Raw genomic sequence first — 23,531 nt, 5'->3', positions numbered from 1 at the left:
GCCCGAGGCATGGCTCCGGCGAGCGAAAAGTGGATCGATTTGTGGACCCTGCTCGGATCCCGAGCCTGTGAAACAAGGGGGCGGGACCGGCTCTCATGGGCCAAACGCGGCGATTTAGCGGTTTGTCTGCGGAGGGCACGGTGCTTGCCCTGTCCGGAAACGTGAACTCGAACACGGGGCCAGCGCTGGGGAGGTGCCTGCGCGCCCCCGTCTCGACGCGAAATTGGTCAAAAACCCATTGTGTCGCTCGGCTCTTTCACTTGTCGACACGGCGAAACAAGGGTGTTGATCCCGGAGTTCGGATACGTTTCTCGGAATTTGTGGGTTTTCCTCGAACAACGCGCCGCAGAGGCTTGGACCATTCCACCATAGACGTAGCGGACACCGTCCTACGAGCCTCGCGCCGCCGCTGATTTTTGTGGCTTGCAGGCCGGCGGGTGTGCATAGTGCTCGGTTGGAGCTTCTCTATGGACTTGGGCGGGATCCAATCCCCGAGCGACACGAAGGCGCGTGCCGGTTTGCCATTGCAAACGGAGACCTCGCCTTCCGACGTCTGCACTGCGGTGGTCCTCATCGGCGTCTGCGAGTCGTCGTCGGATCTCGTGTCGCTCGGCGTGGCGTTGGGCGCGTTCGCGGCAGGTCTCTACAGTTTGCCGAGTGGCGCGCCCGCCTCGATGATCGGGCCCGTGCAGCGCAGTCTTGCGGACGCTGGATGGCGTCAGGCTGCGCAAGCGACGCTCGGCGACCAGCGGGTCCAGTTGCTTGCGAGCGCGTTCCTCGCAGCCTGCGAAAAGCGCGTGCCGCGTGCGTCGTCCAACCCGGATGACCCGGTGTGGATCGCCGAAGTCCGCGGTGTGTACGAGCAGGACGAACGCCTCCAGATGCTCGCCGACACCCTGCTCGGAATGCTTCGTTTCCCGCGTGAGGCGGCATCCGCCGCCACGCCGGCCGCGCCGGCTGCGCCTGCGCCTTCTGCGCCCCCTGCGCCGCCCGCGCCTCCCACGCCGACGCGTTCGATCCCCCTGCACGTGGAACTCGTCTTCTACACGCTCTTCGCAGTGACGAACGCCGATCGGGGGATCACGGACGCAGCATGGCAGGACATCCACCGCGCGTTCGGCGAGAACTTCGCGACATGTCAGCGCGCTCTCGCGGATTCGAACGTGCGCGCCGTCGCTCGCGTCGTCGTCGCGTACGGCCGGGCGAAGGGCAGCGGCGACGCGGCAAAGCACGCATTCTCACGAGCATCCGAGATGCCTGCCGCGATCTTGATGCAAGTGGTCGGCAACGTGCTGGCCAAGTGTCAGACCGCCCCACCGACGTCGCTCGTTCGGGAAATCGTGCTCTACACGGTCTTGGCATTGACGAACGCGGCGCGAGGGCTCACGGACGCGGATTGGCAGCACATGAGCCACGCGTTGGGCGGCCCAATCGATCGGTGCCAGTGGGCGCTCTCGGATCCGACTGTTCGCGCTGTGGCCGGGGCCATCGTCGCATGCGGTCGTGCCAAGGGCGATGCCGGGAAGTTCGCCTATTCGTCAGCATCGTACGTGCCTGCCGAACTCGTGTTGGCGGCCATCGCGGGCGCGCTGGCTCAATCCCAGGCGCCCACGGCGTCGGCTCCTACGACGGAAGCCCAGCCGCAACCCGCACAGCCCCCCGCGGCGGCAGAGCTGCCTGCCACGGGGCTCCCCGTCGCGGAGCTGCGCCCCGTGGCCACGCGCCCGATCGTCGCGCGGCGGCTTCCCTTGGCGGCGCGGCCGTGGCGGAGCACCGCGGCCAGGTCGGGCATCGTGCGGGAGCCCGTGCCGCCGGTTCCGCCGCCTCCCGCGGCTTCTGCGCCCGTGCCGCGTGAGGCGGTGCCGGCAGCTCCTCCCGCGGCTTCCACGCCTCTGCCGAGGAAACATGCGCCGCCCGTTGCGATTCAGGTCCCCGTCCCGATCTTAGTCACTGTGCCGACCGCGGTCCTCGTCTCCGCCACGTTGACGCCCGCGGCTACTCCGGAAATCGTGCCGCCCCTGCCCCCGACGCGGCCCCCTCGCAGTTCTTCACTGCGCTCGACGGATGGGCCTTTGCCCCGAGGGCGGTCCCCACCGTGAGCGTCAGTCATGCCTCGCCCGCGACGATGACGCCGCCCGCGACGACGGTCCGTGCCGTGAGAACGGTGCCCCGCCGCGCGAGCCTCTGGGCTGGCCTTGTACGGCGACGACAGCCACCTGCCGTGAGCTTGCCCCCAGCGCGCACCCGAAGCGCTGCTGCCCGTCCTCCGCGCTGCACGCTGCACATCGACGCGGGAGTAACTCTCCGTACGCCCATGCCCTGCCCCCTTTGGCCCGTGCGCCGCTACACGAGGGCGTGGGCATGTCAAGAATAAAGATGCGGGCGGTCGCGGTGGTGAGGATTCTTCTTCACAACCACGCGCACCTGGGGGGTGAGGGCACGGTGGACGACCATGGGGCCGCGGGAGCAAAACGGACCGTCCAAGACGAGAGCCTAACTTGAGCCTCCTCCCGCCCATGACGTAGGATGCGCGGCCATCCATGGCCAAGACCAACGCGGCGAAACAGCCCACCGAAGGCGGGGGCGTGGGCGACTACAAGGCAACTCTGTGGGCGGCGGCCGACAAGCTACGCAACAACCTCGACGCCGCCGAGTACAAGCACGTCGTCCTTGGGCTGATCTTCCTGAAGTACATCTCTGACGCCTTCGAGGAGAAGCACGCCGCCCTTGCCGCCGATGCGGATGCTGGCGCGGATCCGGAAGATCCGGACGAGTACCGCGCCGAAAACGTGTTCTGGGTGCCGCAGGAGGCGCGCTGGTCGTTCCTCTCCGACCGCGCCACGCAATCGACCATCGGCAAGCTCGTGGACGAGGCCATGCTCGCGATCGAGCGCGAGAACCCCGCGCTCAAGGACGTGCTGCCAAAGCAGTATGCCCGCCCCGCGCTCGACAAGCAGCGCCTTGGCGAGCTGATCAAGCTGATCGGCGACATCGGCTTCAAGGACAAGGCGAGCCGCGGGCGCGACGTGCTCGGCGACGTCTACATGTATTTCCTCGGGCACTTCGCCGCCGCCGAAGGCAAGCGTGGCGGCCAGTTCTACACGCCCAAGTGCATCGTCGAGCTGCTCGTGGAGATGCTGGCCCCGTACAAGGGCCGCGTCTTCGATCCGTGCTGCGGCTCGGGCGGCATGTTCGTGCACAGCGAGAAGTTCGTCGAGGAGCACGGCGGGCGCATCGGTGACATCAGCATCTATGGGCAGGAGTCGAACCCGACGACGTGGCGGTTGGCGAAGATGAACCTCGCCATTCGGCAGATCGACGGGAACCTCGGAGGCGAGTGGGCGGACAGCTTCCATCGCGATCTGCACAAGGATCTCAAGGCCGACTATATCCTCGCCAATCCGCCGTTCAACGATTCGGATTGGGGCGGGGCGCGGCTGCGTGAGGATGCGCGGTGGAAGTACGGCATCCCGCCCGTGGGCAATGCGAACTTTGCCTGGGTACAGAACTTCATTCACCACCTCGCGCCCTCGGGCGTCGCCGGGTTCGTGCTCGCGAACGGGAGCATGTCGTCGCAGCAGTCGGGAGAGGGGGAGATCCGCAAGAACATCGTGGCGGCGGACCTCGTCGACTGCATGGTCGCGTTGCCAGGGCAGCTCTTCGATTCGACGCAGATACCGGTGTGCTTGTGGATCCTGGCGCGGGACAAGAAGAATGGGCTTGGCGAGCGGGGGAAGCGGCTGAAGAATCGCAGCGGGAAGGTGCTCTTCATTGACGCGCGGCAGAAAGGGACGATGGTCGATCGCGTGCTCCGGACGCTGACGGAGAGCGACATCGCTGAGATCGCTGGCGCGTATCATGCATTCCGTGGGGATGCGAAAGGCAAGTACGCGGATGTGCCCGGATTCTGCAAGGTGGCGACCTTGGAGGAGATCAAGGGGCACGATTATGTGCTGACGCCGGGGCGGTACGTGGGGGCCGAGGCCGAGGAGGAGGACGAGGAGCCGTTCGAGGAGAAGATAGTGCGACTGGCGAGGACGCTGCGGGAGCAGATGGCGCACGGTGTGAAGTTGGACGCCATAATTGAGCGAAATCTCCGAGGGCTCGGGTATGACCGCTGAATGGCGTGATGTTTCGATCGGAGAGTTGGCCGCCCCAGACGGAATAGTGGGCGGACCATTTGGTTCAGATTTGGTCCGTGCAGACTACGTGGCTTCCGGCGTACCTGTAATCCGTGGTTCGAACTTGGGGCAGGGGGAGAAGCGTTTTGACGCCAATGACTTGGTCTTCGTAAGCGAAGATAAGGCGAACGTTCTCTCTCGGAATCTTGCGGTCGCTGGCGATATTGTGGTGACTCAGCGCGGGACGCTCGGACAGGTCGGTATTGTACCGCCGGATTCTCGTTATTCCCGATGGCTGGTCTCTCAAAGCCAGATGCGGCTGCGTTGCGAGCCGCAGGTTGCTGATCCGCTCTACGTCTACTACTGGCTGCTGCGTCCTGAGACGGTTCGCTCGATTCGCGCCCAGGCAATCGCCACTGGCGTTCCTCACATAAACTTGGGGATATTTCGCAGCCTTCGCGTCGCTCTTCCTCCTTTGAAGAAGCAGCGCGCGATTGCTCATATCCTCGGAGCCTTTGACGACAAAATTGATTTGCTTCGAGGAATGAACCAAACCCTTGAGGACACTTGTCGGACCCTCTTCCAGTCCTGGTTCGTTGACTTCGATGCCGTACATACAAGGGCTGCTCGTCGTGAGCCGCTCGGCATCGACGGCGAGACCGCAAAGCTGTTTCCGCGCGACTTCGAAGAGTCCGAAATCGGGCCGATTCCAGCGGGCTGGAGGATCGCAGCGCTCGGAGACTTCGTAAGCCTTCAACGTGGAACGACATACCAAAGCGCGCTTCTTGAGCACGACGGTCCAGTCCTGCTCGGGCTGGCGTCAATTCAGCGGGATGGTGGCTTTCGTGGTGATTCGCTTCGCACCTACGGAGGCGAATCCTCGGAAAAGATACTTCTGCGACCAGGCGATCTGTACGTATCCCTTAAAGATGTGACTCAGTCGGGCGATTTGCTCGGTGCGGTCGCGCGCGTACCGAAGTGGATCGCGTCAGGGCGGCTGACCCAAGACACCGTCAGGCTGGCACCGACGGCAACTTCTATCCGGACAGAGTATCTCTATTGGCTGCTCCGAACGCCGCGCTATCGACAATTTTGTCGGTCGAGAGCCATGGGCACTACAAACTTATCGCTCAGTCGCGATGATTTTCTCGGGTACCGCTTCGCCGTACCACCCCCGTCTATCCAAGCTCGCCTCCTTCCCATCATCGAGCGTATGAGCGAGCGTCTGGAAGATGCGAGTGAAATTCGGACTCTAACTGCCCTCCGCGACACCCTCCTCCCCAAGCTCCTCTCCGGCGACCTCCGCATCCGCGACCCCGAAAGTTTCCTGAAAGAGGCCGGCGTATGACCACGGTTCGCAACTGGGCCCGAGGACCTTTCGAACTCATCGTCCACGCAGAAGGGCATCTCCGCACCGGCGACGATATCGACCGCCGCATGGCGTTGATTAGCTTCGATAACGCCGTCGAGGTCTCAATCACGGCCTACTTGACGCTGAACCCCGTCCACCGTGGCGGCGCGTCGTATCCCAACGCCGACGTCGAGAAGTGGCTCAAGAATTACCATACCAAGCTCGACTTCATCGCTCACGAACTCACCCGCCGCGGCAGCCTGCCGTGGAAGGTCGAGCGTGAGGATATCCTCTGGGCTCACGACCAGCGCAACGAGCAGTATCACGGCGGCACGGGAGGCGTGCCTGCAAAGCGTGCGATCACTACGATCCGTAGCGCCGCTTTCTGGATATTCGGGCTCCTGTTCAACGTCGCCGACGTCGCGAAAGAAGTCGACGACGAGATCGCTGCGCTCGTCCCTCCCAAACCGGCCCCGCGTCCCGACTTCGACATGGCCATCGACAATGAGCACGGGATCGTCGAGATCGGTGAGCTCAACTATTACGCAAGCGAGGTGCTCTTTGCCGTCGACAGGGACGCCTACAGCGTCGTCGGCGAAAAGCTCGCCAAGGGCGGCAAGCGCGGAGGCAAGGAATGAGCACCGGCGTGGATGAGTCCATCGTCGAAGAAGCCGCGCTCACATGGCTCGGCGACGTCGGCTATGCGATCACGCCTGGCACAGCGCTCGCCCCCGACGATCCCGCCGTCGAGCGCTCTGGATATGAGCGCGTCGTCCTCGAAACGCGCCTCCGCGAGGCCATCGCGCAGCTCAACCCCGACCTCCCCGCCGAGGCGCTAGACGAAGCCCATCGCAAGATCGTCAACGTCTCGTCCCCGAACCTCGTCGATGCCAACCACGCGCTCCATTCCTTCCTCGTCCACGGCGTGACCGTCGAGTACCAGCGCGCCGACGGTTCTCTTGGATACGACCCCGTCCGCATCATCGACTTTGAGAACCCCGACGAGAACGACTGGCTCGCAGCCAATCAGGTCATCTTCGCATCCGGAAACCAGACCCGCCGGGCCGACGTCGTACTTTTCCTGAACGGCTTGCCCCTCGTCGTGATCGAGTTGAAGAACGCAGCCAACGAAGAAGCGACGCTTCTCGACGCCTACCAACAGCTCCAGACCTACAAGCACGATCTCCCCGACCTCTTCACCTACAACGCGCTCCTCGCCGTCTCCGATGGCCTCAGCGCGCGCCTCGGCACGCTCACGGCGGGCTTCGAGCGCTTCGCTCCCTGGGTGTCGGCTGACGACGAGCAGCCCACGCCGGACGGACGCCCGTCCGCGGTCGTGCCCCGTGCGCCAGTGGGCAAGACGGCGCTGGAGGTGCTGATCCGGGGCGTGCTCGCTCCCCGGAAGCTCCTCGACATGATCCGCCATTACACCGTCTTCGAGGACGACGGCGAGACGGTGGCCAAGAAGATCGCCGGCTACCATCAAATCCACGCCGTGGCACGCGGGCTAGAGGCAACCCTCGTCGCCACTGGTCCCGATGGGGACCGCAAGGTGGGCGTGGTGTGGCACACGCAGGGCTCGGGCAAGAGCCTCACGATGGTTTTCTATGCCGGGCGGCTCGTGGTCCACCCGGAGATGAGAAACCCGACCATCGTCATCGTCACCGATCGCAACGACCTCGACGAGCAGCTCTTCGGCACATTCGCGCGCTGCAAGGAACTGCTCCGGCAGGACCCCGTACAGGCCCGCGACCGCGCGCACCTGCGCGAGCTACTCCAGACCAACGCGGGCGGGATCGTGTTCACGACGATTCAGAAGATCATCCCCGAAGAGAAGGGCGATACCTACCCCGAGCTGAACGAGCGCAGCAACATCGTCGTCATCGCGGACGAGGCACACCGCAGCCAGTACGACTTCATCGACGGATTCGCTCGGCACCTGCACGACGCGCTGCCCAATGCGTCGTTCGTTGGGTTTACCGGCACGCCGGTGGAATTGGCCGACAAAAGCACGCGTGGCGTGTTCGGCGATCATATCAGCGTCTACGACATCGCCCGCGCGGTCGACGACGGCGCCACGGTACGCATCTATTACGAAGGCCGGATGGTCCCCCTGCGGATCGACGATAAGGCCCGCGATACGATCGACGATGATTTCGAGGAAGTTACCGAGGGCGAGGAGCTTGCCGGCAAGGAAAAGCTAAAAACGAAATGGGCGGCGCTCGAAGCGCTCGCCGGTGCGGATCCGCGTATCGCGCGTATCGCCCGTGATCTCGTCGACCACTTCGAGGCGCGCCTTACGGTCATGGAAGGCAAGGCCATGCTCGTGTGCATGAGCCGGCGGATCTGCGCCGACATCTACGAGGCGATCCGAAAGCTACGGCCGGATTGGCACGACGAGGACGACACGAAAGGGGCCATGAAGGTCGTCATCACCGGCGGAGCGAGCGACGTGCGCGCTCTCCAGCCGCATATCCGAACGAAGGCGAAACGCGAGGCGCTGGCGAAACGCTTCAAGGATCCGGACGACCCGCTCAAACTCGTGATCGTGCGCGACATGTGGCTGACCGGCTTCGATGTGCCGTGCCTGCATACGATGTACATCGATAAACCCATGCAGGGCCACGGGTTGATGCAGGCCATTGCCCGAGTGAACCGCGTGTTCCGCGACAAGCCGGGTGGGCTCGTGGTCGACTACATCGGGCTCGCCACGCGCCTCAAGGAGGCGATGCACACGTACTCCGAGGCCGGAGGCGAAGGGCAGATCGAACACGATCAAGCGGAAGCGGTACGTATCGCGCGACGGGAGCACGAGGTTTGCCTCGACCTGTTCGAGGGGTTCGATCTCTCAGGCTGGGTCTCCGCCTCGGCTGCGGATCGGATTTCGCTGCTCAAGGACGCCACGGACCACGTGCTCCAACAGAACGACGGCAAGGAGAGGTATCTCAAGGCCGTCGCGAAGCTCTCCTCTGCGTTTGCGCTTGCGGTGCCCCACCCGGAGGCCCTCGCGATCCGCGATGACGTTGGCTTCTTCCAGGCCGTGCGCGCGGTGCTGGTCAAGAATACGGTCTCCGAGCAGCGCCCGCCTGGCAACATGGACCATGCGATCCGGCAGCTCGTCTCGAAGGCCGTGGCCTCGGACGAGGTCGTCGACCTCTTCGCGAAGGAAGGAATCAAGCGACAGGACATCTCCATCCTCTCGGAGGACTTCCTCGCCGAGCTGCGCGACATGCCGCAGAAGAACCTCGCGGCCGAGATGCTCCGCAAGCTGATCGACGACGAGGTCAAGGTCACGGCCCGGCGCAATGTGGTCAATGCCCGGAAATTCTCGGAGCTGCTCGACGCCGCCATCAGGCGCTATCGAAACCGCGCGCTCTCCAGTCGTGAGGTCATCGAAGAGCTGATCGGTCTCGCGCGCGAGATGCAGGACGCGCGGGGGCGCGGCGAATCGCTCGGGATGTCTGATGACGAGGTTGCATTCTACGACGCGCTCCACGTGGACGAGACGGCCGAGTCCGTGCTCGGCGACGGCAACCTCCGCGTCATCGCGCGCGAGCTGGTCGAGTCGGTGCGGAAGAACGTGACGATCGACTGGACCGTCAAGGAGTCGGTGCGCGCGAAGCTGCGTGTCATCGTGAAGCGCATCCTCCGGAAACACGGCTACCCGCCCGGCAAGCAAGACGAGGCGACGCGCACGGTGCTGGAGCAGGCGGAGCTGTTCTCGGACGGGTGGCTCGCGTCCTGAACCAACCGGAACGCGTTGCCGCGTGCGTCGAGATGCTCGACCACGCGCCCGAGGAATTGTCGTGGACGGGCTTCTCCTCGCCTACGCAATGGCCGAATTCACGGATACACTTTTCACTGCGTACCGGTTTCCGAAATACTCCAACCATAAGTCGCGCGACCTTGCACCCCCAACATGAATTCCGTTGTAATCCAGTGCGTCGATGAAGATGTAATCTTTTCCACACGCGAGCCCCATCGCGCCTATGCCCTCATCTGGTCCTGGGTTGACGGCACAGAACAGATCGATGCCGACGACCACGGCTTGGTCAGCACCACTTTGGAGAACACTCCTGATGACGGAGGAGAAGCCGAACGTATCTTCGGGCTCCACAGGAAATTTGCACTCAATCCGCTCTGCGCGCTCGATTGCTAGGCGTGCGTACTGCGCGACCGTCTCCAGCAAGAAGAGGTAATTGCCGACGCGGACGTACAACCAGTTCCAGACCGATGTGAATTGGAGCCAGTCGCTTCCGCTAGGTAACAGATCCGTGGGAACTCCATTGCCGCGGTCTATGAATCCCGTTACGTATATGTCTTGTATTGCCGCCCGCTCGACGGCAGCTACGAATGCCTTGAACGCCGCAGTGTCCATCATGGGGTTATTCCTTCCTCAGCGGTCACCAGGGTGAGAAGCCAGGCAGAAGAAGCTGCTGTGGTACAGGATAGCGGATCGTTCCCGGTGCAGCTCTTCCAACTCCTGACTGCAATAGAGTAACGAACTCACCATCAGGACGAATGGCAGCCGTCAGGCCATTGCCCTCGAAGATATGCGTCGGCATGGCATCGCGATTCAAGGTCCCGAGTCCCCGGTGTCGCAAGGACCCATCGCCGATCATACGGTCGAGAGTTTCACGGAATGCCGCGCCATTGTTCGATTGGCTCCACTTTGGAAGCTTTGTTTTGACAGCTCTCTCCAGCAGAGTCTTGTGGTCGATGTAATGCCACTTGAAGTTATCCCCAGCCTTAATCCTGCACGATAGTCCGAACGGGTCATAACCGATGAGGGGATCAAGTACATACCCGTAAAGGTGCAGGCCGCCTGCAAGCCCAATCGGATCCTTACTGATATACGCCCCCGTCTCCGGGTCGTAATACCTAAACCGATTGTAGAAGAGCCCCGTCTCGGCATCCTCATACTGCCCGGGAAACCGCCACGGCAGCGTCGTCTTTTCCACCTCGGCCGCCGTCTTCCCATAGACGTCGACCTCCCCCTGCCACGCAACCCCGCCCCACTCATCGAACGCCGCGCACGGCGCCCCGACCTGATCCGTGACGATCGCCCACCGCCGCAAGCCCTGCACCTTCGCGGCCAGCGTGAACGTTCCCGGCTCGAACACCCACGCGATCGGCCCTTCGTTCGTGGAAAGCTCGTGCAGCGGGACGTCGCCATCCCAGATCCACGTCCGCTCCTCCGTGTCCGAGGTCTTCTTCACGCGGCGGCCGAGTGCGTCGTAATGGTACGTCACGATCGAGCCGTCCGGCTTCGTCACCGCACCGAGCCGTCCAGCAGCGTTCCACGCGTACTTCTCCCGCCTCCCGTCCGGCCACACTTTCGCCGTCCGGTTCCCGTCGCGGTCATACTCGTACGTCACGCCATCCGCCGCGACGAGCACGCCGCCCGTCTTGTACGTCCGCGGCTCCCCCTCCATCGCCTGCTGGATGTTCCCCGTCGCCGTGGGCCGCCGCCAACGCACGCGCCCACTCGGCTCCGTCGCGGCCGTGAGCCTGGCGCGCTGATCGTGGAAGTACCGCGTCAGCCCGCGCCGCGAGTCGTCGCGCTCCTTCAACAGCGAACCTGGCTCCCACGTGTACGCAACGCGCCGCAGCTCCTCGCCGCCGTCGAGCATCGACGCCTCCGCGACGCGCCCGATCCGATCCCGCCGCGTGCGCACCGCGATCCCGCCGGGCAACCGCCGCTCGGCTTCGAGGCCCGCCACGTCACGCGTGATCGACGTACGCCACCGATCGACGCCCGTGCCGAGCGAGATTGCGTCGAGCTCGCCCATGGCGTCGCGCAGGAACGCGCCATCAAAGCCGAGCGAGGACGACACCTCGGCCACCAGGCCCCGCGCGTCGTAGCGCCGCTCGACGACGTGCGATCCTTGCAGCTCGCGCACCACGCGCCCGAGCGCGTCACGCTCGAACCTCACACACGCGGCGTCGTTCTCGGCCTCGATGAGCGCCCCATCCGCGCGATACGCGAACTGCTCCGCCGTGCCGTCGGGGTAACGAACACACGTCACACGCCCGAGGGCATCACGCTCGAACACCACCGTCCGCCCGCTCGGCTGCATGCTCTTCACGAGTACGCCGCCCGCGTCGTACACGTACCGCTGACCGCTCCCGTCGAAGCCGATCTCCTGGATCACACGCCCGCACGCGTCGCGCGTGAGGGTGTGGATCTCGCCGGCCTCGTTCTCGATCGCCATGAGTTGCCCCTCGGTATCGTACCGCAGACGAACCGCCTCGCCCGCCTCTTCGCGCAGCGCGAGGTGATGGAACCCGGCGTAGCCAAACCGCACGTGGCGCGCGTGATCCTTCGCCTCGATCGGATTCCCCTCGGGATCGTACTTGATCCGCAGGTGGTTCCCGTCGGGCTCCTCGACCTCGACCAGCCGGAGCGCGTTGTACCTGTACCTCGTCACTTCGCCCCGCGCGTCCCGATGCTCGACCACGCGGCCCAGGATGTCGTGGACGAGCTTCTCCTCGCCCCCGTTCGGGTAACGAATGCTCCGCACGTTCTTCGCGTCGTCATACTCGATCGCGAGCCGTCCCCCCATCGGATCGGTGACCTCGCGGAGCAGTCCCCGCTTCCAGCGGTATCGCGTCTCCTCGCCAAGCGGATTGATCGCCGCTCGCACGCGCCCCGCGCCATCGTATCGCCAGCGCCACTCCGCGCCGCACGGGTTCACGTACCGCACGAGCCGATCCCGCTCGTACTCCATGCGCTCCGTCGTTCCATCGGGACGCACGACCGCCACGTAATTCCCGCGCTCGTCGAATTCACGCCGCGTCTCACGCCTGAGCGGATCCGCCTCGGCGGCCTCCTGCCCGCTCTCGGGATCGTACAGATAGCGCGTGATCTTTCCTTGCTGGTCCGTCACCTCTACGACGTTCCCCAGCTCATCCCGCTGGAATACGCGAAGGTTGGCGAGGCTGTCATCCACGAACGTCTTTCGGTTGCGCTCGTCGTAGCGGATCACGTGATCGTAAATGCCTCCGTCACCCCACGTCCGCACGCACTTCGCATATTCGTTGAGTCCGTCATATTGGAAGTAGAACGACAGCCCTGTGCGATCGGTCTCCTTCACCAAGAGATGCCCCTTGTACGCGTACGTCTCGGCGTTCCCGAGCGCATCGACCACGCGTGCTAAGTTGCCCAGTTCGTCGAACTCGTACTTTACGTGACGCACCCATCCCTCGCGTGGATGCGGCACCTTGATCTCGCGCAGCCGATCCTTGCCGTCGTACACCAGCCGAAGCTTCCGATTGCCGCTATCGGTTACCTGCGAAAGCCTGCCCCGTTCGTCGTAGTCAAACTCGATCGTGATGCCATCCCTCGTCGCAATCCGTTGGAGTCGGGCACGCGTGGGGTCCGCCGCACCCTTCACCCGCGCGAAGTGCAGCACGAGCCCGTCGCGCGTCTCGATCTCGAATCTGTGCCCGCGGCGAGCTTTCAACGTTAGCCGGTTGGTCGGCTCGTACACGCTTTGACCCGACCTGATCATGCGATCGGGGAGATGGCCGAGCAGAAACTCGATCTCGCGCCCGTCCTCCGCCAGGTACACGACCTTGCCCCGCTCGCACCACACCGCCTGATCGAGGCTATGCGACCACCCATACCCGAGGGGCCCATCCCGCCACGACCGCGACGACGAGTAAATCCTCTCGATCACGAGCGGCAGCGGTCCCGGCAGCTCCAGATCCCGCTTCTCCGTGAACATGCGCCCCGTCGCGACATCCACGGGATGCCCCGTGGCGAAGCAAATGGCCGTGTGAATACGGTCGCGATAGCGCCGCGGCGCGATATGATCGACGGCCTGGCGCAGCCCTTGGCTGATTCGAGCCCACTTCCCGCTGCGCCGCTGCGCAGCCCGCAGCTTCCGGAACAACTTGCCACCCGCGCGAACCACGGCCCCGAGCGCGCGAAGCGTGGCCTTGATCCCGGCTGCAAACGCAATCGCCTTCACGTCCGGCACCATCGGCCGATTCACGAGCACCGGCGCGCCCTTCGGCACTGCAAGCACAACGCTCGTCGGCAGACGGACGGGATCGCTGCACGACAGCGCGAGATCCCCGAGCCGCACAGCGAGACTCCCGCCGAATGTGACCCCCAGCGATCCGAACATCAACATCGCATCATTCCCGGGCCCCGTGGGCGGCAGGAACGTCACGCCCGGCGCCGGGACGTGGGGCATCGTGAGCAGGTTCGTCCCGAGCGTGCCCGTATTCGCCACGGGCATGCCATTGGCGAACACGAGCCCCGGCCCGGCCCCCGCAGCCGTTCCGATGGCCGCCGACACAGCGACCCCGACCGGATCGAAGACCATGCCGACGTATGCCATCGGCACGAGCGTCGGGACCGGCGCGGGAGCCGGCGGAGCGGGCACGCCGACCATGTGAAAATCGAGCCCGAGGACGGGATCAAACTGCGTCGCGACAAGCATCGTTCGTCTCCATCGACGGCGTATCCGCCTCGCTCTCGCCCATCGTCTCCATTTCGACGGCGACGCGCTCGAGCCAGTCCGCTCGGTCTGCGCTCCCGTGCTCGCGGAAGATTCGCCCGAGCGCCCGCGCCGCTTCCGGCCCACTCGACAAGCGCCACTCCTCCGGCTCGCCGTCACTCGCAATCTGGACCGCCCGCCAGAATGCCCCTGCGGCATGCTCGAAATCGCGCTGCGAAACGAGCACCTGCCCGGCCATGCGATACGCCTCGATCGCGAACATCCGCTCCCCCTGCGCAGCGGCGAGCTGCCCGGCCTCGGCGAATGCGAGCGCTGCCTCTCCCGGCTTGCCCGCCGCCAGCAGGCCGGAGCCGACCGCGAGCTGCGCCTGCGCGGAGAGCGCCGGCAGCTCCGCCGCGTCGGCCTCCGCGCGAGCCTCGCGGAAGATGGCTGCCGCGGTATCCGGCGCGCGCGCCTGCATCGCGAAGCCGCCCATGACGAGCCCCATCATCACGGCGAGTTTCCCGAGCCCTGCCGTGCGACAGAGCGCCTTTGCCTCGCGCATGAAGGCCACCGCCCGCGACGCCTCACCCTTGATCATCGCTGCCGCCGCTCCCATGACGAACCCTCGAAGCTCGCGCATAGGCTCGGGCCGCAGAAGTGCCTCGGGAGTTCCTTTCTCGATTGTCTCGACGCGGGCCTTCTCCCGACCCTCCGCGATTATGCGGGCTTGCTGCGGCGTAAGCGGCGGAGTTCGGACCTTGTGCGGAGGCGGAGCCTCATCCGGGCCTGCCATACCCGCGATCCGCATCCCATCGGCCCCAGGGGGAGCAGATGCCGCAGCCGAAAACATCGCCTCGACGTCGCGTTGCACGTCGCCCGTGTCGAGCCGCGCATCCACGACGAGCGCTGCCTTGCCGAGCTTCTCAGCGATCGGCGCGCAAATGGGTTCGTCCAAGTCGACGATAACCCACCGAACGCGCGCGAGGTCCGGGCGCTCGACGAGCGCGGCGATGTCCTCCATCCACTGCTTCGCATCGTGCACCCAAACCGGCGAGAGCACGACCACGAGCCCCGCGAGCGGGGCGCCGAGACAGCCGAGGGCCGCGCGCAGCTCCAAGCCAAAGCGCCCCAGCGCGGACGGCGCGCGCGCTTCGCCCGGCATGGCGCGGACCGTGACGCCTTCGCCGCCCTTCTCGTGCAGCTCCGCGATTTCTTCCATGTCGGCCCGCAGCTCCTCGCTGCGGATTTCCCAGCCGTCATCGGTCGTCTCGGTTGGTGCTTCGAGAAAGACGAACGGGCAAAGATTGTCCTGGTGATGCTCCGCCGCGGCGATGTGTTCGAGCGCCGAGATCCGGATGGGATCCGACGTCGTGACATGCATCATCCGCAGTTCCGGCTCGGCGATGAACGTCTGGATTGCCTCTGCCACGTGGACGAGGGGATCCGTAATGCTCTTGAACATGGCTGCTTCCCTCAATTCACGCAGGCAATGCCCGTGGCCACGTTGAACGCGCCGCCACTGACGTCCACCTTGCCCCCGGACGACGCGACCCCGCCGCCATCCGCTGCGACAACGCCGCCCGGTCCCGAGAGGATCGCCGCTGCGCTACCCGAGACCGTCGCGGTGCTGCCGCACATCGTCGCCTCGGCAGGGCTGCTCATCATCGCGTTTCCATCGAGAAGGACTGCGCTCCCCCCGGTCGACGACATACACGCGTTGCCGTCGAGCAGGACCTGGCTGCCCGCGGCAGACTTCGCGCAGACATTCGCATCGAGCAGCACTTCCGCGCCGCCCGTCGCCTTTGCAAGCGCGTTCGCATCGAGGAACATGCGCGACCCAGCGGCCGATTGCAGGAGCGCATTCGGATCGAGAACCAACGTCGCCCCACCGCCGGCCGTGATCGTGATCTTGCCGGGCTCGATCATCACGAAACTTCCGCCACACTCCAGCCGGATCGAGGTGGGAGCCTGGACGCGCACCGTATCCGACGTGTCGAGCGCGTAATTTCCTCGCACGGTGACGGCGCCCCCGCGGACGCCTCCGGGCTTCGGCTCGTCGCCGTCGATGATCGTCCGGTGGTTGCCGCGAACGTGGACGTGCTGGCTGCCATCGACGGTGAGGCCCTGGTTTCCGTGCACGTGCTCCGCGTCGTCCCCGTCCACCGTTTGCGTCCGCTTCCCATGCACAACGGCGGAGCGGTCGTGCTCTACAACCTCATTGTAATCACGTTGAGCGTGCACGTAGAGTTCCTCCGCGCCCGTAGCGTCGTCGAAGCGGATCTCGTTATGCCCGTCTCCGCCGAACGTCTTCGTGCGGATGCCGCTGCGCGTTTTCTGCTGCGGAAGCGCGTACGGCGGCACGTTCGCGGCGTGGTACAGGCTCCCGATGACGAAGGGCCGATCGGGGTCGCCCTCCAGGAACGCCACGACGACCTCGTGCCCTACACGCGGCAAGAACTGCGCACCCCAGCCCGCGCCAGCCGAGGCTTGCATGACGCGAAGCCAGCACGAGCTGCGCTCATCCTTCTTTCCCTGGCGATCCCAATGGAATTGCACCTTGACGCGGCCATAGGCATCCGTGTGCAGCTCCTCCTTTCCGGGCCCCACGACGATCGCTGTCTGCGGCCCCGAGATCACGGGCCGGGGAGTCGTACGGGAAGGACGAACCCTCACGTCCGCGCCCACGACCTCGAAGCGGTTCTCGTAGGACGATTCCCCGTCGGTGAGGATAGCGTCCGGGATCGGCGCGGTGCCCTGATGCTCGACCCGCATGACCAAATAAGCCCCATTCATGCGATCGTCAGGATGGTCCAAGAGCAGGAACGTCTTCCCCGGAACGACCCGGCACGAATCGCTCTCCCCGGCCCCGCTCTGCGCGCGGGTCCGCAGCTCCTCGATCCGCATGGCCGCGAACTCCGCGCCTCGCTCTGGCGTTTCGTAGCGCCCCGGGTACTCGTAGACCTCCAGATCCGCGTCATCGTCGGCCTTCTTCACGGTTTCGAGCGAGAGAGCGGGCTTTTTGAATTCGTAATCCCGCAGCGTGACCTTGCCGGAACGCACCCGCTCCGCCCACGCGAACCTGGACACGTGCTCGCCATGCGCCATGGCGCCAAGCGGTGCACGGAAGGCGAGCGTTCCGCCGGAGATCGGAGCGTGCGCCGTGGGCCCGTCAGCCATCACGAGAACGCTGTCTTCGTCGAAGAAGTAATGGATGCCCTCTTCTTCGAGGAGCCGCGAGACGAATGCCCAATCGGTCTCCCGGTACTGCACACAATAGTCCCGGCGCGGCCGATCCTTGCCCAGTGCGAAGCGATAGCTGCCGCCACGGATGCCAGCGGAATCGAGCACCGCGGCGATGATCTCGGGCGCGGACTTCTCCTGAAAGATTCGGTTGTCTTTGCGATGGAGAAGTCGCGCGACATCCGGCACGAGCACGGTCCTGTACGCGGTCCCCGTCTTGCCGTCGTCGAGCTGCACGAACTCGGCGATCATGCCGCGAACTGTCCGCGTGCTCTCGCCCGTATCGAACGTCAGGCTTGCCGTTTGGCCGGCATGATTGACCATGGCCGCGTGGATCGTCTGCGCGATGGCCAGCGGATTGACCGGGAGGGCCCCGACGCCCAGCTTGTCGAGCAACCCGCCGACGATTCCCTGCATCGGAAGGCCGCGAACGACGTCGATCTCGAATCGAAAAAGCTCGGACACACCTTCGGAGCCGGAGAGCCGAACGCCACGCAATAGCTCACCAGCCCCCTCAATCGAAAGGAGGATATTCATTGCCCTGACCCCTACGTACAGGTTCTCCGGAGATACGGAGATCCTGGTTAGGCGGCAGGTTGTCCGACCGACATGCTGACCGTCAAGGATAGAAGTGCGAAGGGTGCTTCGCGTAGGACATTGTGCGTCCTATGGCCTAGCATGCGCAAGAATTGGGCCGTGGTGTGGATCACTACGTGTCGGGGTTCTGACGTCGGCAGTGCAGCGGATCGAATCGTAACGTACCAAGTAAAATCACATTATGTTCGGCGGTTGAGCGAGCCGCGTCGATTTTCGGTTACCGTTCTCCTGCTGCGGGCAAGAGGCGAGTGTGGGGAAGAAACTGAACCAACCTGATCCTCTCGCCGAACTCCTCGCCCTTCGTCCGGACCTCGTCCACCGCTTCGCGCGCCTCCGCTGCGGGCGCGCCGACGCCGACGATCTGGCGCAAAACACGTTGATCCGCGGCGTCCGCAGTCTGCACACCTACCGGTCCGACGGGGAGCTGCGGCGCTGGGCGATGGGGATCGCAAACAACGTGTACCGGCGCCATCGGCGGACGGTGCGTCGTCGAAACAAGGTGATCGCGACGGAGCCCAACGCCGCGGTGGAAGCGTTTGCCCCCGGCCCCTCGCCCGACGTGAGCGCGCAGCTCGGCGAGGCGCGGGAGCGCCTCTACGCGGCGGTCGACGCGATGCCCGATGTCTTGTTCGAGGTGTTTTTCCTCGTCTACCTCGAAGAGTACACGCTCGATGAAGCACGCAAGGAACTCAGGATCTCGAAGAACGCGGTGAAGATGCGCGCGCTTCGCGTGCGCCGATACCTCCGCAGAGAGATGCGCGACTTCCGCGACGCGTACTACAGCGTCGTGCCCCCGATGCCGCCGAGCGGGCCGCTCGCTCTCCTCGTGCAGAGGGCCGCGCCGATGCTCGGGCACGTGGCGAGCGTGATCATGGCAGCTCTGCTCCTGCTTTTTCCACACGACGAAGCGCCCACGGCCGCGTACGTCGGCGTCGCACGCGAGGTCCATGCGAGCGCGGCGAAGCTCTCGGTCGCGAGTGACGCCGCCCTCGACGAACCCACGGTCGAGCCTCCGAACGCCGTCGCCGCGAACGAACCGACGCCCGATCCCGAGCCGCGGTCAGCCCACCCGCAACGCAAGGAGATCAAGTTCAAGCTCCCCGAGATCACGCTCGTCGACGTGCGGTAGCCGCTTCTCGCCCGAGGCTGGATGCCGTATCCGTAGGGCGTGCGCGCGCGTCTCGTCCCGATCGTGCTCGTCGTCGCTCTCGCCTCGCCCGCGCGGGGCGAGGGGCCGCAGTTTGTCCACGCAGATTCACTCGCGCTTGCGGCGCGGGAGAGCGCGTTCGCGGCGCACGTCGCGAAGGGAGATCGCGAGCGCGCGCAGGGGCGTCTCTACGATGCGGCGGCTGCATACGCGGAAGCGCTGGCGATCCGGCACGATTCGGTGGTCGCCGGGCGGCTCGGCGTGCTCATGGCGCACGACCGGCCCGCGCACGCGGCGGAGCTGCTCCTCGACGCGATCAAGCACGCGAACACGACCCCGGCCGAGCGAAAGACGTTCTCTGACGCGTACGAGGTCGTCAGGACGAAGGGCGCTTGGGTCGACGTGATCATCTCCCACGCGGGCGCGCGGACCACGCTCGACGGCAAGCCGCGGAACGAATCCGGATTCTCGGCCTTCGCGATGTTCGTGCTCACGGGCGAGCATGAGGTGCGCGCGAGCCTGCCCGGGTACGTGGACGACGCGAGGACGTTCCGTGTGGTGCCGAAGGAGGACATGCGGATCGAGCTGACGTTGAAGCCGGTCGCGGACTTCGACAGCCAGCCGAGGATTCTCACGCGCGAGCACCGTTCGTCATCGGTCGAGACTCCGAACGAGCTTGGGCACGAGTCCGCTTCCGACGAGCCGACGTACACGAAGCAGGAAGATCCCTTCGGGTACGAGGACCCGAAGCCGGCGGAGAAGCCCGCGGAGACGCGCTGGTCGATCGGAGGCGGACCGGTCGTCGTGCTCGGTGTGGCGTCGTGGATGCCGGCGGTAGGCGTCGTGGCGGGAGGAAGTTGGAGGTCAAACGAGTATGTGTCGCTCGGGCTCGAGGGGCGCGCAGCGTGGCTGACGACGGGGGTGGGCGGGGAGCCGATCAGCGCAATGACCGCGGGCGGGATCGCGAGCGCGTGCGGGCACTACCGCTGGGCGTTCGGGTGCGTGCTCGGACATCTCGGGGTGATCAGGGTCGACGCCTCGAAGGAGAGGTACGTTGAACGCTCAGACTCGTTCGTGATGCCCGGGGGTGGTGGACGCGCGGGTGTGAAGTTTGTCCCTGCGCGTTCCTTCGCTGTACAGGGCTCGGTGGATGTGCTTGGTTTGTCCCGAGGGGTGAAGGTTGGCGTGGGAGACCGTGTGGTCTCGGAGACGCCGCCCTTGCTGGTGAGTGCGCAAGTTCTGGGCACGTGGGAGTTTTAAGCCATGCGAAGGATGGTCCTCGGAGCGATCGTTGGACTCACGAGCGCGTGCACGGCGCCGCCCGCGTTCTTCGATCCTGACTGCGATCCGGACGCGCCCTTCCCGGGCGAAATTTGCCTCGCCTTGCTCGACGCCGGCACGGATGCGAGCGACTCCGGCGCAGACGCGAGCGACGACGCAGCACAAGCCGCCACGTGCCCCGGCCGCTGCGTCCCCGAGCCCAGCAGCGAGTCTGCCGGCGACTGGCCACGCACTCCGATGCTTCTCTGGCTCGGTCCGCGCGAGCTTGCGCCCGCGAGCTGCGACGAGGCGCGCAAGCTGGGCGGCTACGGCGATGATGTGGAGTTCTTCGAGAAATACCGACGCTTCGAGTACCTCGAAGCGCCGCCCGCAGCGTGCGATCCATGTACGTGTCCGGCCCCGGAAGGTTCGTGCACCAAGCTTCCCGAGACGATCGAGGTCCGGGCCGGCACGTGTGCGGAGGACGGAGCGCCCGCGCTCCCTTTCGGCGGACCCGTCGGCTGGGACGGCTCGTGCACAAGCACGAACGCCCTGCCGGCGGGGGCTGATTGTGGCGGCGAACCTTGCGCGCAGTCCGTGTACGCCTCGCCGCTCCCTGGTCCCACGGGCGAGGCGTGCCCGTCGATCACGAAGCCGGCCACGTTCACCAAGACCACCGAGTGGCTCTGGACGGGCCTCGCCTGCGAGGCGAAGGAGCGCGAGGGCACATGCGATCCGACCACGTGGCGATGCATGTACGATCTTCCCTACCCGTGGTACCAGTGCGTCGCACTCCGGGGAAAACACGACACGTGTCCCGGCAACTACAACCAGTACAAGCCCATCCACCTCTACGGGGAGCAGCCGGTGGACACGCGTGGCTGCACGGCGTGCGAGTGCGGCGGTAACCCGGTCGGGAGCGGGTGCGCCGCAAAGATGCGGCTCTACAGCGATGGGGCGTGCTCGTTGGAGGCGGACACGGTTGGCGTGGCGTCAGCCGGCGAGCAGTGCGTCAACGTTCTCCCGCCTGGTCAGGCGCTCGGAAGCAAGGCGATCACCGACCTCTCCTACGTGCCCGGCCTCTGCCTCGCGACGGGCGGTGAGCCCACGGGTGCAGCCTTGGAAGACCCCGCCGACGCCGTGACGTTCTGCTGCCTCGCGCCGTTCGAGTTCGCGAAATAAAAAATCCGGTTACCGTTTGTCGTGTCCGGGCAAGAGCGTAGGTGAGGGGGCGATGTGACAAGTCGCTCTCGGCGGCCTCGCGTGGTTGACCCCTACGGCGAGCCCGCGACGCGCGGCGCAGAGCGTCGCCCCCTCGCTCGTCCCGAGCCGACCACGGTCCTCCTGGCCTCGTAAACGAAAAGGCGCCGTGTTCGGCCTCGGGCGGGTTTGTCCGATAAACGACCCGCAGAAGAGGGCGATGGGGGATGCGTTGCAGTCTGGGCGGCACCTTCGCGCTCCTATCGTCCTCTCCTGCCGGTCGTTGCGACCGAAATAGTCACCGATCCGAGGCGGCTGCGCCGCGCGGCGTTTCCTCGTACGCGCACGCTCCACGCGACGCAGCCGCCTCGGGCCGGTGACTTCCTGGAGGTAACCGATGAGCGCCGCACCGCACTTGGATGACGACGACGCCGCGACCACCGTCATGGACCGATCGGCCTTGCCCCCCGCGAGTGGTACGCGCGTGTCCGTCGCGTATTCCGAACCGCCCCGGGACACTGTCGTGGATCCGCTCTCGCGGTGGCGTCGGGCCGGGGCTGCGCTGGGGGCTGCATTCCGCAGCTTTGCCCAGCGATTCCGGAGAATTCGCCTCTCGGATCGCCTGCCCCCGCTTCCGCCGCCGCGATCCGCGCGAGCGACCCACGTCTCGGTTGGGGTCGTGCCCCATGACGAGCGTGGCGAGCAGGTGCTCCTCGACATCATGCGCGCGGCGCGGCCGTACCAGGATGCCGCGGTTTACGTGGCGAACTACGCAATCGCTCTCCGGAAGCTCGGGGACGACGCGCATGCCGAGGGCATCGTCCATTTCGCCCTGTCGCGAATGCGGCCGGATAACGACGGGTGCGTCTCCGTCGCACGTTTACGTGATCGGCTCTCTGACCTGTCGTACTCGGGGACGCTCGCGCCAGCGCTGACGCGGCTTTCGGCGGCGGGAATCGTCACGCTGACGGTCACCGAGGACGGCGCCGCGCCGCGTGTCCGACTGCGCATCCCGCTGTGATCTGGCCGGTACGAAGGAGTCCGAAACCGATGGAAACGGAGCTTGCATTCGCGAGCGATGGCACGATTTACGTCCACTTCGAGGACGAGCCGCCCGCGGGCCGACGCGTGTTCATTGGATATGCGCTCACCGCCGAGGAACGCGCGCAGCACGGCACGCCGGGCTTGCTCCGATGGGCCTGCCTCCAACTCCTCGCTCTCGGGAGCGATGGCAGCATCTACGTCGAAGAGGGGGCGCTCGATCCCGAAGGGCGCAAAGAGTTCAGGGGTTACGCGCTGACGCCCAAGGAAGTTGAACGTGTCTTCCGGGAGTTCCACCGAATGGCGTTCAACGTCACCATAGCGGCGCGGGCGACGTGATGCTGAGCCCCGAGGTCGACGATGACGCAGAGTAAATTCATGGTTGAACTGCGGCCGTATGGCAAAAGCTGGGATGTCTTTGCCGAAGGCCAGCGCATCGGCCATGTGCGACCACGTGCGAAGGACGGATTGCTTTTCGTCTTTTGCTTTGGTCGGCGGATCGGCCACGTGCGGGCCGGCGAAAACTTCATGGGGTTTAGCCGGTACGTGGTATTCCCCTTCACGCCCGTCCCAACCTTGCAAGAGGCTATCGCGTTGCTCTTCACTGAGTACCGGCAGCTCGTCGTGAACCTGGGCGAGGAGCCCGATCCGGAGCTGGCGCGGCGCTATTCTGAGGGGGAGCGATGACAGCGGCGAGGAGGCCCCGCCAGCGAGCTACGCCGGAGGCTCGTGCGTCGTGCGCCCTTCGAGCTCCTTCCGAAGTTTCCGGCGCTCGCCCTTCGGCAGCTTCCGGGCCAGATCGGCGATCCGATCCAGCTCGTCGTCTTCCGGGAAGGTGATGACGCAGAACGGAGACACGCCGAGCGCGGCTGCGATGCGTTCGACGGTCTCGATGGTGATCGCCGCGAGGCCCTGCTCGATGCTCGACAGGTGGCCTTTCGACAGGGCGCCAGCTTCGGCGAGATCCTGCAAGGACATGCCGCGCTCGGTTCGCAGTTCGCGGATACGAGCGCCAACTTTCAGGCAGAGCGGCTTGGGTTCGGTTCGTCTCGGCACAGTTCCTCCCAACTCGCGCATGAGGGTGTCCGAGATCCCTACCACAGCTCCCTCGCTGAGACAAA

Annotated in this window: 16 protein-coding genes; 11 read left to right on the top strand and 5 right to left on the bottom strand. The window is 65.4% G+C overall.

The window, feature by feature from the left end; translation table 11 throughout:
• Positions 1 to 467: 467 nt before the first annotated feature.
• From E8A74_RS43195 to E8A74_RS43175, 5 genes are all read left to right on the top strand, one after another.
• On the top strand, positions 468 to 2,099 hold the full coding sequence (locus E8A74_RS43195) for a hypothetical protein (RefSeq protein WP_136934991.1): 1,632 nt from the start codon (positions 468 to 470) through the stop codon (positions 2,097 to 2,099).
• A gap of 441 nt (positions 2,100 to 2,540) precedes the next feature.
• Entirely contained in the window at positions 2,541 to 4,121 is a 1,581-nt protein-coding gene (locus tag E8A74_RS43190; RefSeq protein WP_136934990.1) for a class I SAM-dependent DNA methyltransferase, read from the top strand.
• Positions 4,084 to 5,469 carry a restriction endonuclease subunit S gene (locus tag E8A74_RS43185; RefSeq protein ID WP_136934989.1) on the top strand — a complete coding sequence of 462 codons (1,386 nt, stop codon included), beginning with the start codon at positions 4,084 to 4,086 and terminating at the stop codon, positions 5,467 to 5,469. The genes E8A74_RS43190 and E8A74_RS43185 overlap by 38 nt, the downstream gene beginning before the upstream one ends.
• Entirely contained in the window at positions 5,466 to 6,110 is a 645-nt protein-coding gene (locus E8A74_RS43180; RefSeq protein WP_136934988.1) for a hypothetical protein, read from the top strand. Before E8A74_RS43185 ends, E8A74_RS43180 begins: the two co-directional genes overlap by 4 nt.
• The gene (locus E8A74_RS43175) at positions 6,107 to 9,217 is read left to right on the top strand and encodes a type I restriction endonuclease subunit R (protein WP_136934987.1); all 3,111 of its coding nucleotides are present in this window, start codon (positions 6,107 to 6,109) and stop codon (positions 9,215 to 9,217) included. The genes E8A74_RS43180 and E8A74_RS43175 overlap by 4 nt, the downstream gene beginning before the upstream one ends.
• Positions 9,218 to 9,298: 81 nt before the next feature.
• On the opposite strand, the gene E8A74_RS43170 is transcribed toward E8A74_RS43175, so the two are convergent.
• Genes E8A74_RS43170 through E8A74_RS43160 form a run of 4 tightly spaced genes read right to left on the bottom strand, consistent with a single transcriptional unit; the run spans position 9,299 to position 17,630 of the window.
• Positions 9,299 to 9,853, bottom strand: a complete 555-nt coding sequence (locus tag E8A74_RS43170) for a hypothetical protein (RefSeq protein WP_136934986.1) — start codon at positions 9,851 to 9,853, stop codon at positions 9,299 to 9,301.
• A gap of 22 nt (positions 9,854 to 9,875) precedes the next feature.
• Positions 9,876 to 13,925 carry a DUF6531 domain-containing protein gene (locus E8A74_RS43165; RefSeq protein WP_170229820.1) on the bottom strand — a complete coding sequence of 1,350 codons (4,050 nt, stop codon included), beginning with the start codon at positions 13,923 to 13,925 and terminating at the stop codon, positions 9,876 to 9,878.
• Complete coding sequence (locus E8A74_RS53390) at positions 13,903 to 15,387, bottom strand: hypothetical protein (RefSeq protein WP_170229819.1); 1,485 nt, start codon at positions 15,385 to 15,387, stop codon at positions 13,903 to 13,905. The genes E8A74_RS43165 and E8A74_RS53390 overlap by 23 nt, the downstream gene beginning before the upstream one ends.
• Before the next feature lie 11 nt (positions 15,388 to 15,398).
• On the bottom strand, positions 15,399 to 17,630 hold the full coding sequence (locus tag E8A74_RS43160; protein WP_170229818.1) for a type VI secretion system Vgr family protein: 2,232 nt from the start codon (positions 17,628 to 17,630) through the stop codon (positions 15,399 to 15,401).
• Between the two features lie 382 nt (positions 17,631 to 18,012).
• Between E8A74_RS43160 and E8A74_RS43155 the strand changes: the two genes are divergently transcribed.
• From E8A74_RS43155 to E8A74_RS43130, 6 genes are all read left to right on the top strand, one after another.
• Entirely contained in the window at positions 18,013 to 18,891 is an 879-nt protein-coding gene (locus tag E8A74_RS43155; RefSeq protein ID WP_136934983.1) for an RNA polymerase sigma factor, read from the top strand.
• Between the two features lie 39 nt (positions 18,892 to 18,930).
• A complete protein-coding gene (locus tag E8A74_RS43150; RefSeq protein WP_136934982.1) occupies positions 18,931 to 20,169 on the top strand; it encodes a peptidase associated/transthyretin-like domain-containing protein in 1,239 nt (412 codons plus the stop codon).
• A 3-nt stretch (positions 20,170 to 20,172) separates the two neighbouring features.
• A complete protein-coding gene (locus tag E8A74_RS43145; protein WP_136934981.1) occupies positions 20,173 to 21,351 on the top strand; it encodes a hypothetical protein in 1,179 nt (392 codons plus the stop codon).
• Between the two features lie 724 nt (positions 21,352 to 22,075).
• Complete coding sequence (locus tag E8A74_RS43140) at positions 22,076 to 22,390, top strand: hypothetical protein (protein WP_136934980.1); 315 nt, start codon at positions 22,076 to 22,078, stop codon at positions 22,388 to 22,390.
• 29 nt (positions 22,391 to 22,419) lie between these two features.
• The gene (locus E8A74_RS43135; RefSeq protein WP_136934979.1) at positions 22,420 to 22,749 is read left to right on the top strand and encodes a hypothetical protein; all 330 of its coding nucleotides are present in this window, start codon (positions 22,420 to 22,422) and stop codon (positions 22,747 to 22,749) included.
• A 21-nt stretch (positions 22,750 to 22,770) separates the two neighbouring features.
• On the top strand, positions 22,771 to 23,097 hold the full coding sequence (locus tag E8A74_RS43130; RefSeq protein ID WP_136934978.1) for a hypothetical protein: 327 nt from the start codon (positions 22,771 to 22,773) through the stop codon (positions 23,095 to 23,097).
• A gap of 27 nt (positions 23,098 to 23,124) precedes the next feature.
• On the opposite strand, the gene E8A74_RS43125 is transcribed toward E8A74_RS43130, so the two are convergent.
• Positions 23,125 to 23,487, bottom strand: coding sequence for a helix-turn-helix domain-containing protein (locus E8A74_RS43125; protein ID WP_136934977.1), 363 nt, complete (start codon positions 23,485 to 23,487; stop codon positions 23,125 to 23,127).
• Between the last annotated feature and the right edge of the window lie 44 nt (positions 23,488 to 23,531).

It is taken from the genome of Polyangium fumosum (assembly GCF_005144585.1).
Taxonomy (GTDB): Bacteria; Myxococcota_A; Polyangia; order Polyangiales; family Polyangiaceae; genus Polyangium; species Polyangium fumosum.
Note: the sequence above shows the minus strand (reverse complement) of the source record. Positions and strands in the feature narration are given on the sequence as shown.

Excerpts from the sequence above, each read along its gene's own strand:
- E8A74_RS43135 (WP_136934979.1), top strand. The coding sequence starts at position 22,420 with ATGGAAACGGAGCTTGCATTCGCGAGCGATGGCACGATTTACGTCCAC.
- E8A74_RS43190 (WP_136934990.1), top strand. The coding sequence starts at position 2,541 with ATGGCCAAGACCAACGCGGCGAAACAGCCCACCGAAGGCGGGGGCGTG.
- E8A74_RS43130 (WP_136934978.1), top strand. The coding sequence starts at position 22,771 with ATGACGCAGAGTAAATTCATGGTTGAACTGCGGCCGTATGGCAAAAGC.
- E8A74_RS43195 (WP_136934991.1), top strand. The coding sequence starts at position 468 with ATGGACTTGGGCGGGATCCAATCCCCGAGCGACACGAAGGCGCGTGCC.
- E8A74_RS43180 (WP_136934988.1), top strand. The coding sequence starts at position 5,466 with ATGACCACGGTTCGCAACTGGGCCCGAGGACCTTTCGAACTCATCGTC.
- E8A74_RS43145 (WP_136934981.1), top strand. The coding sequence starts at position 20,173 with ATGCGAAGGATGGTCCTCGGAGCGATCGTTGGACTCACGAGCGCGTGC.
- E8A74_RS43125 (WP_136934977.1), bottom strand. The coding sequence starts at position 23,487 with ATGCGCGAGTTGGGAGGAACTGTGCCGAGACGAACCGAACCCAAGCCG.
- E8A74_RS43165 (WP_170229820.1), bottom strand. The coding sequence starts at position 13,925 with ATGCTTGTCGCGACGCAGTTTGATCCCGTCCTCGGGCTCGATTTTCAC.
- E8A74_RS43170 (WP_136934986.1), bottom strand. The coding sequence starts at position 9,853 with ATGATGGACACTGCGGCGTTCAAGGCATTCGTAGCTGCCGTCGAGCGG.
- E8A74_RS53390 (WP_170229819.1), bottom strand. The coding sequence starts at position 15,387 with ATGTTCAAGAGCATTACGGATCCCCTCGTCCACGTGGCAGAGGCAATC.
- E8A74_RS43175 (WP_136934987.1), top strand. The coding sequence starts at position 6,107 with ATGAGCACCGGCGTGGATGAGTCCATCGTCGAAGAAGCCGCGCTCACA.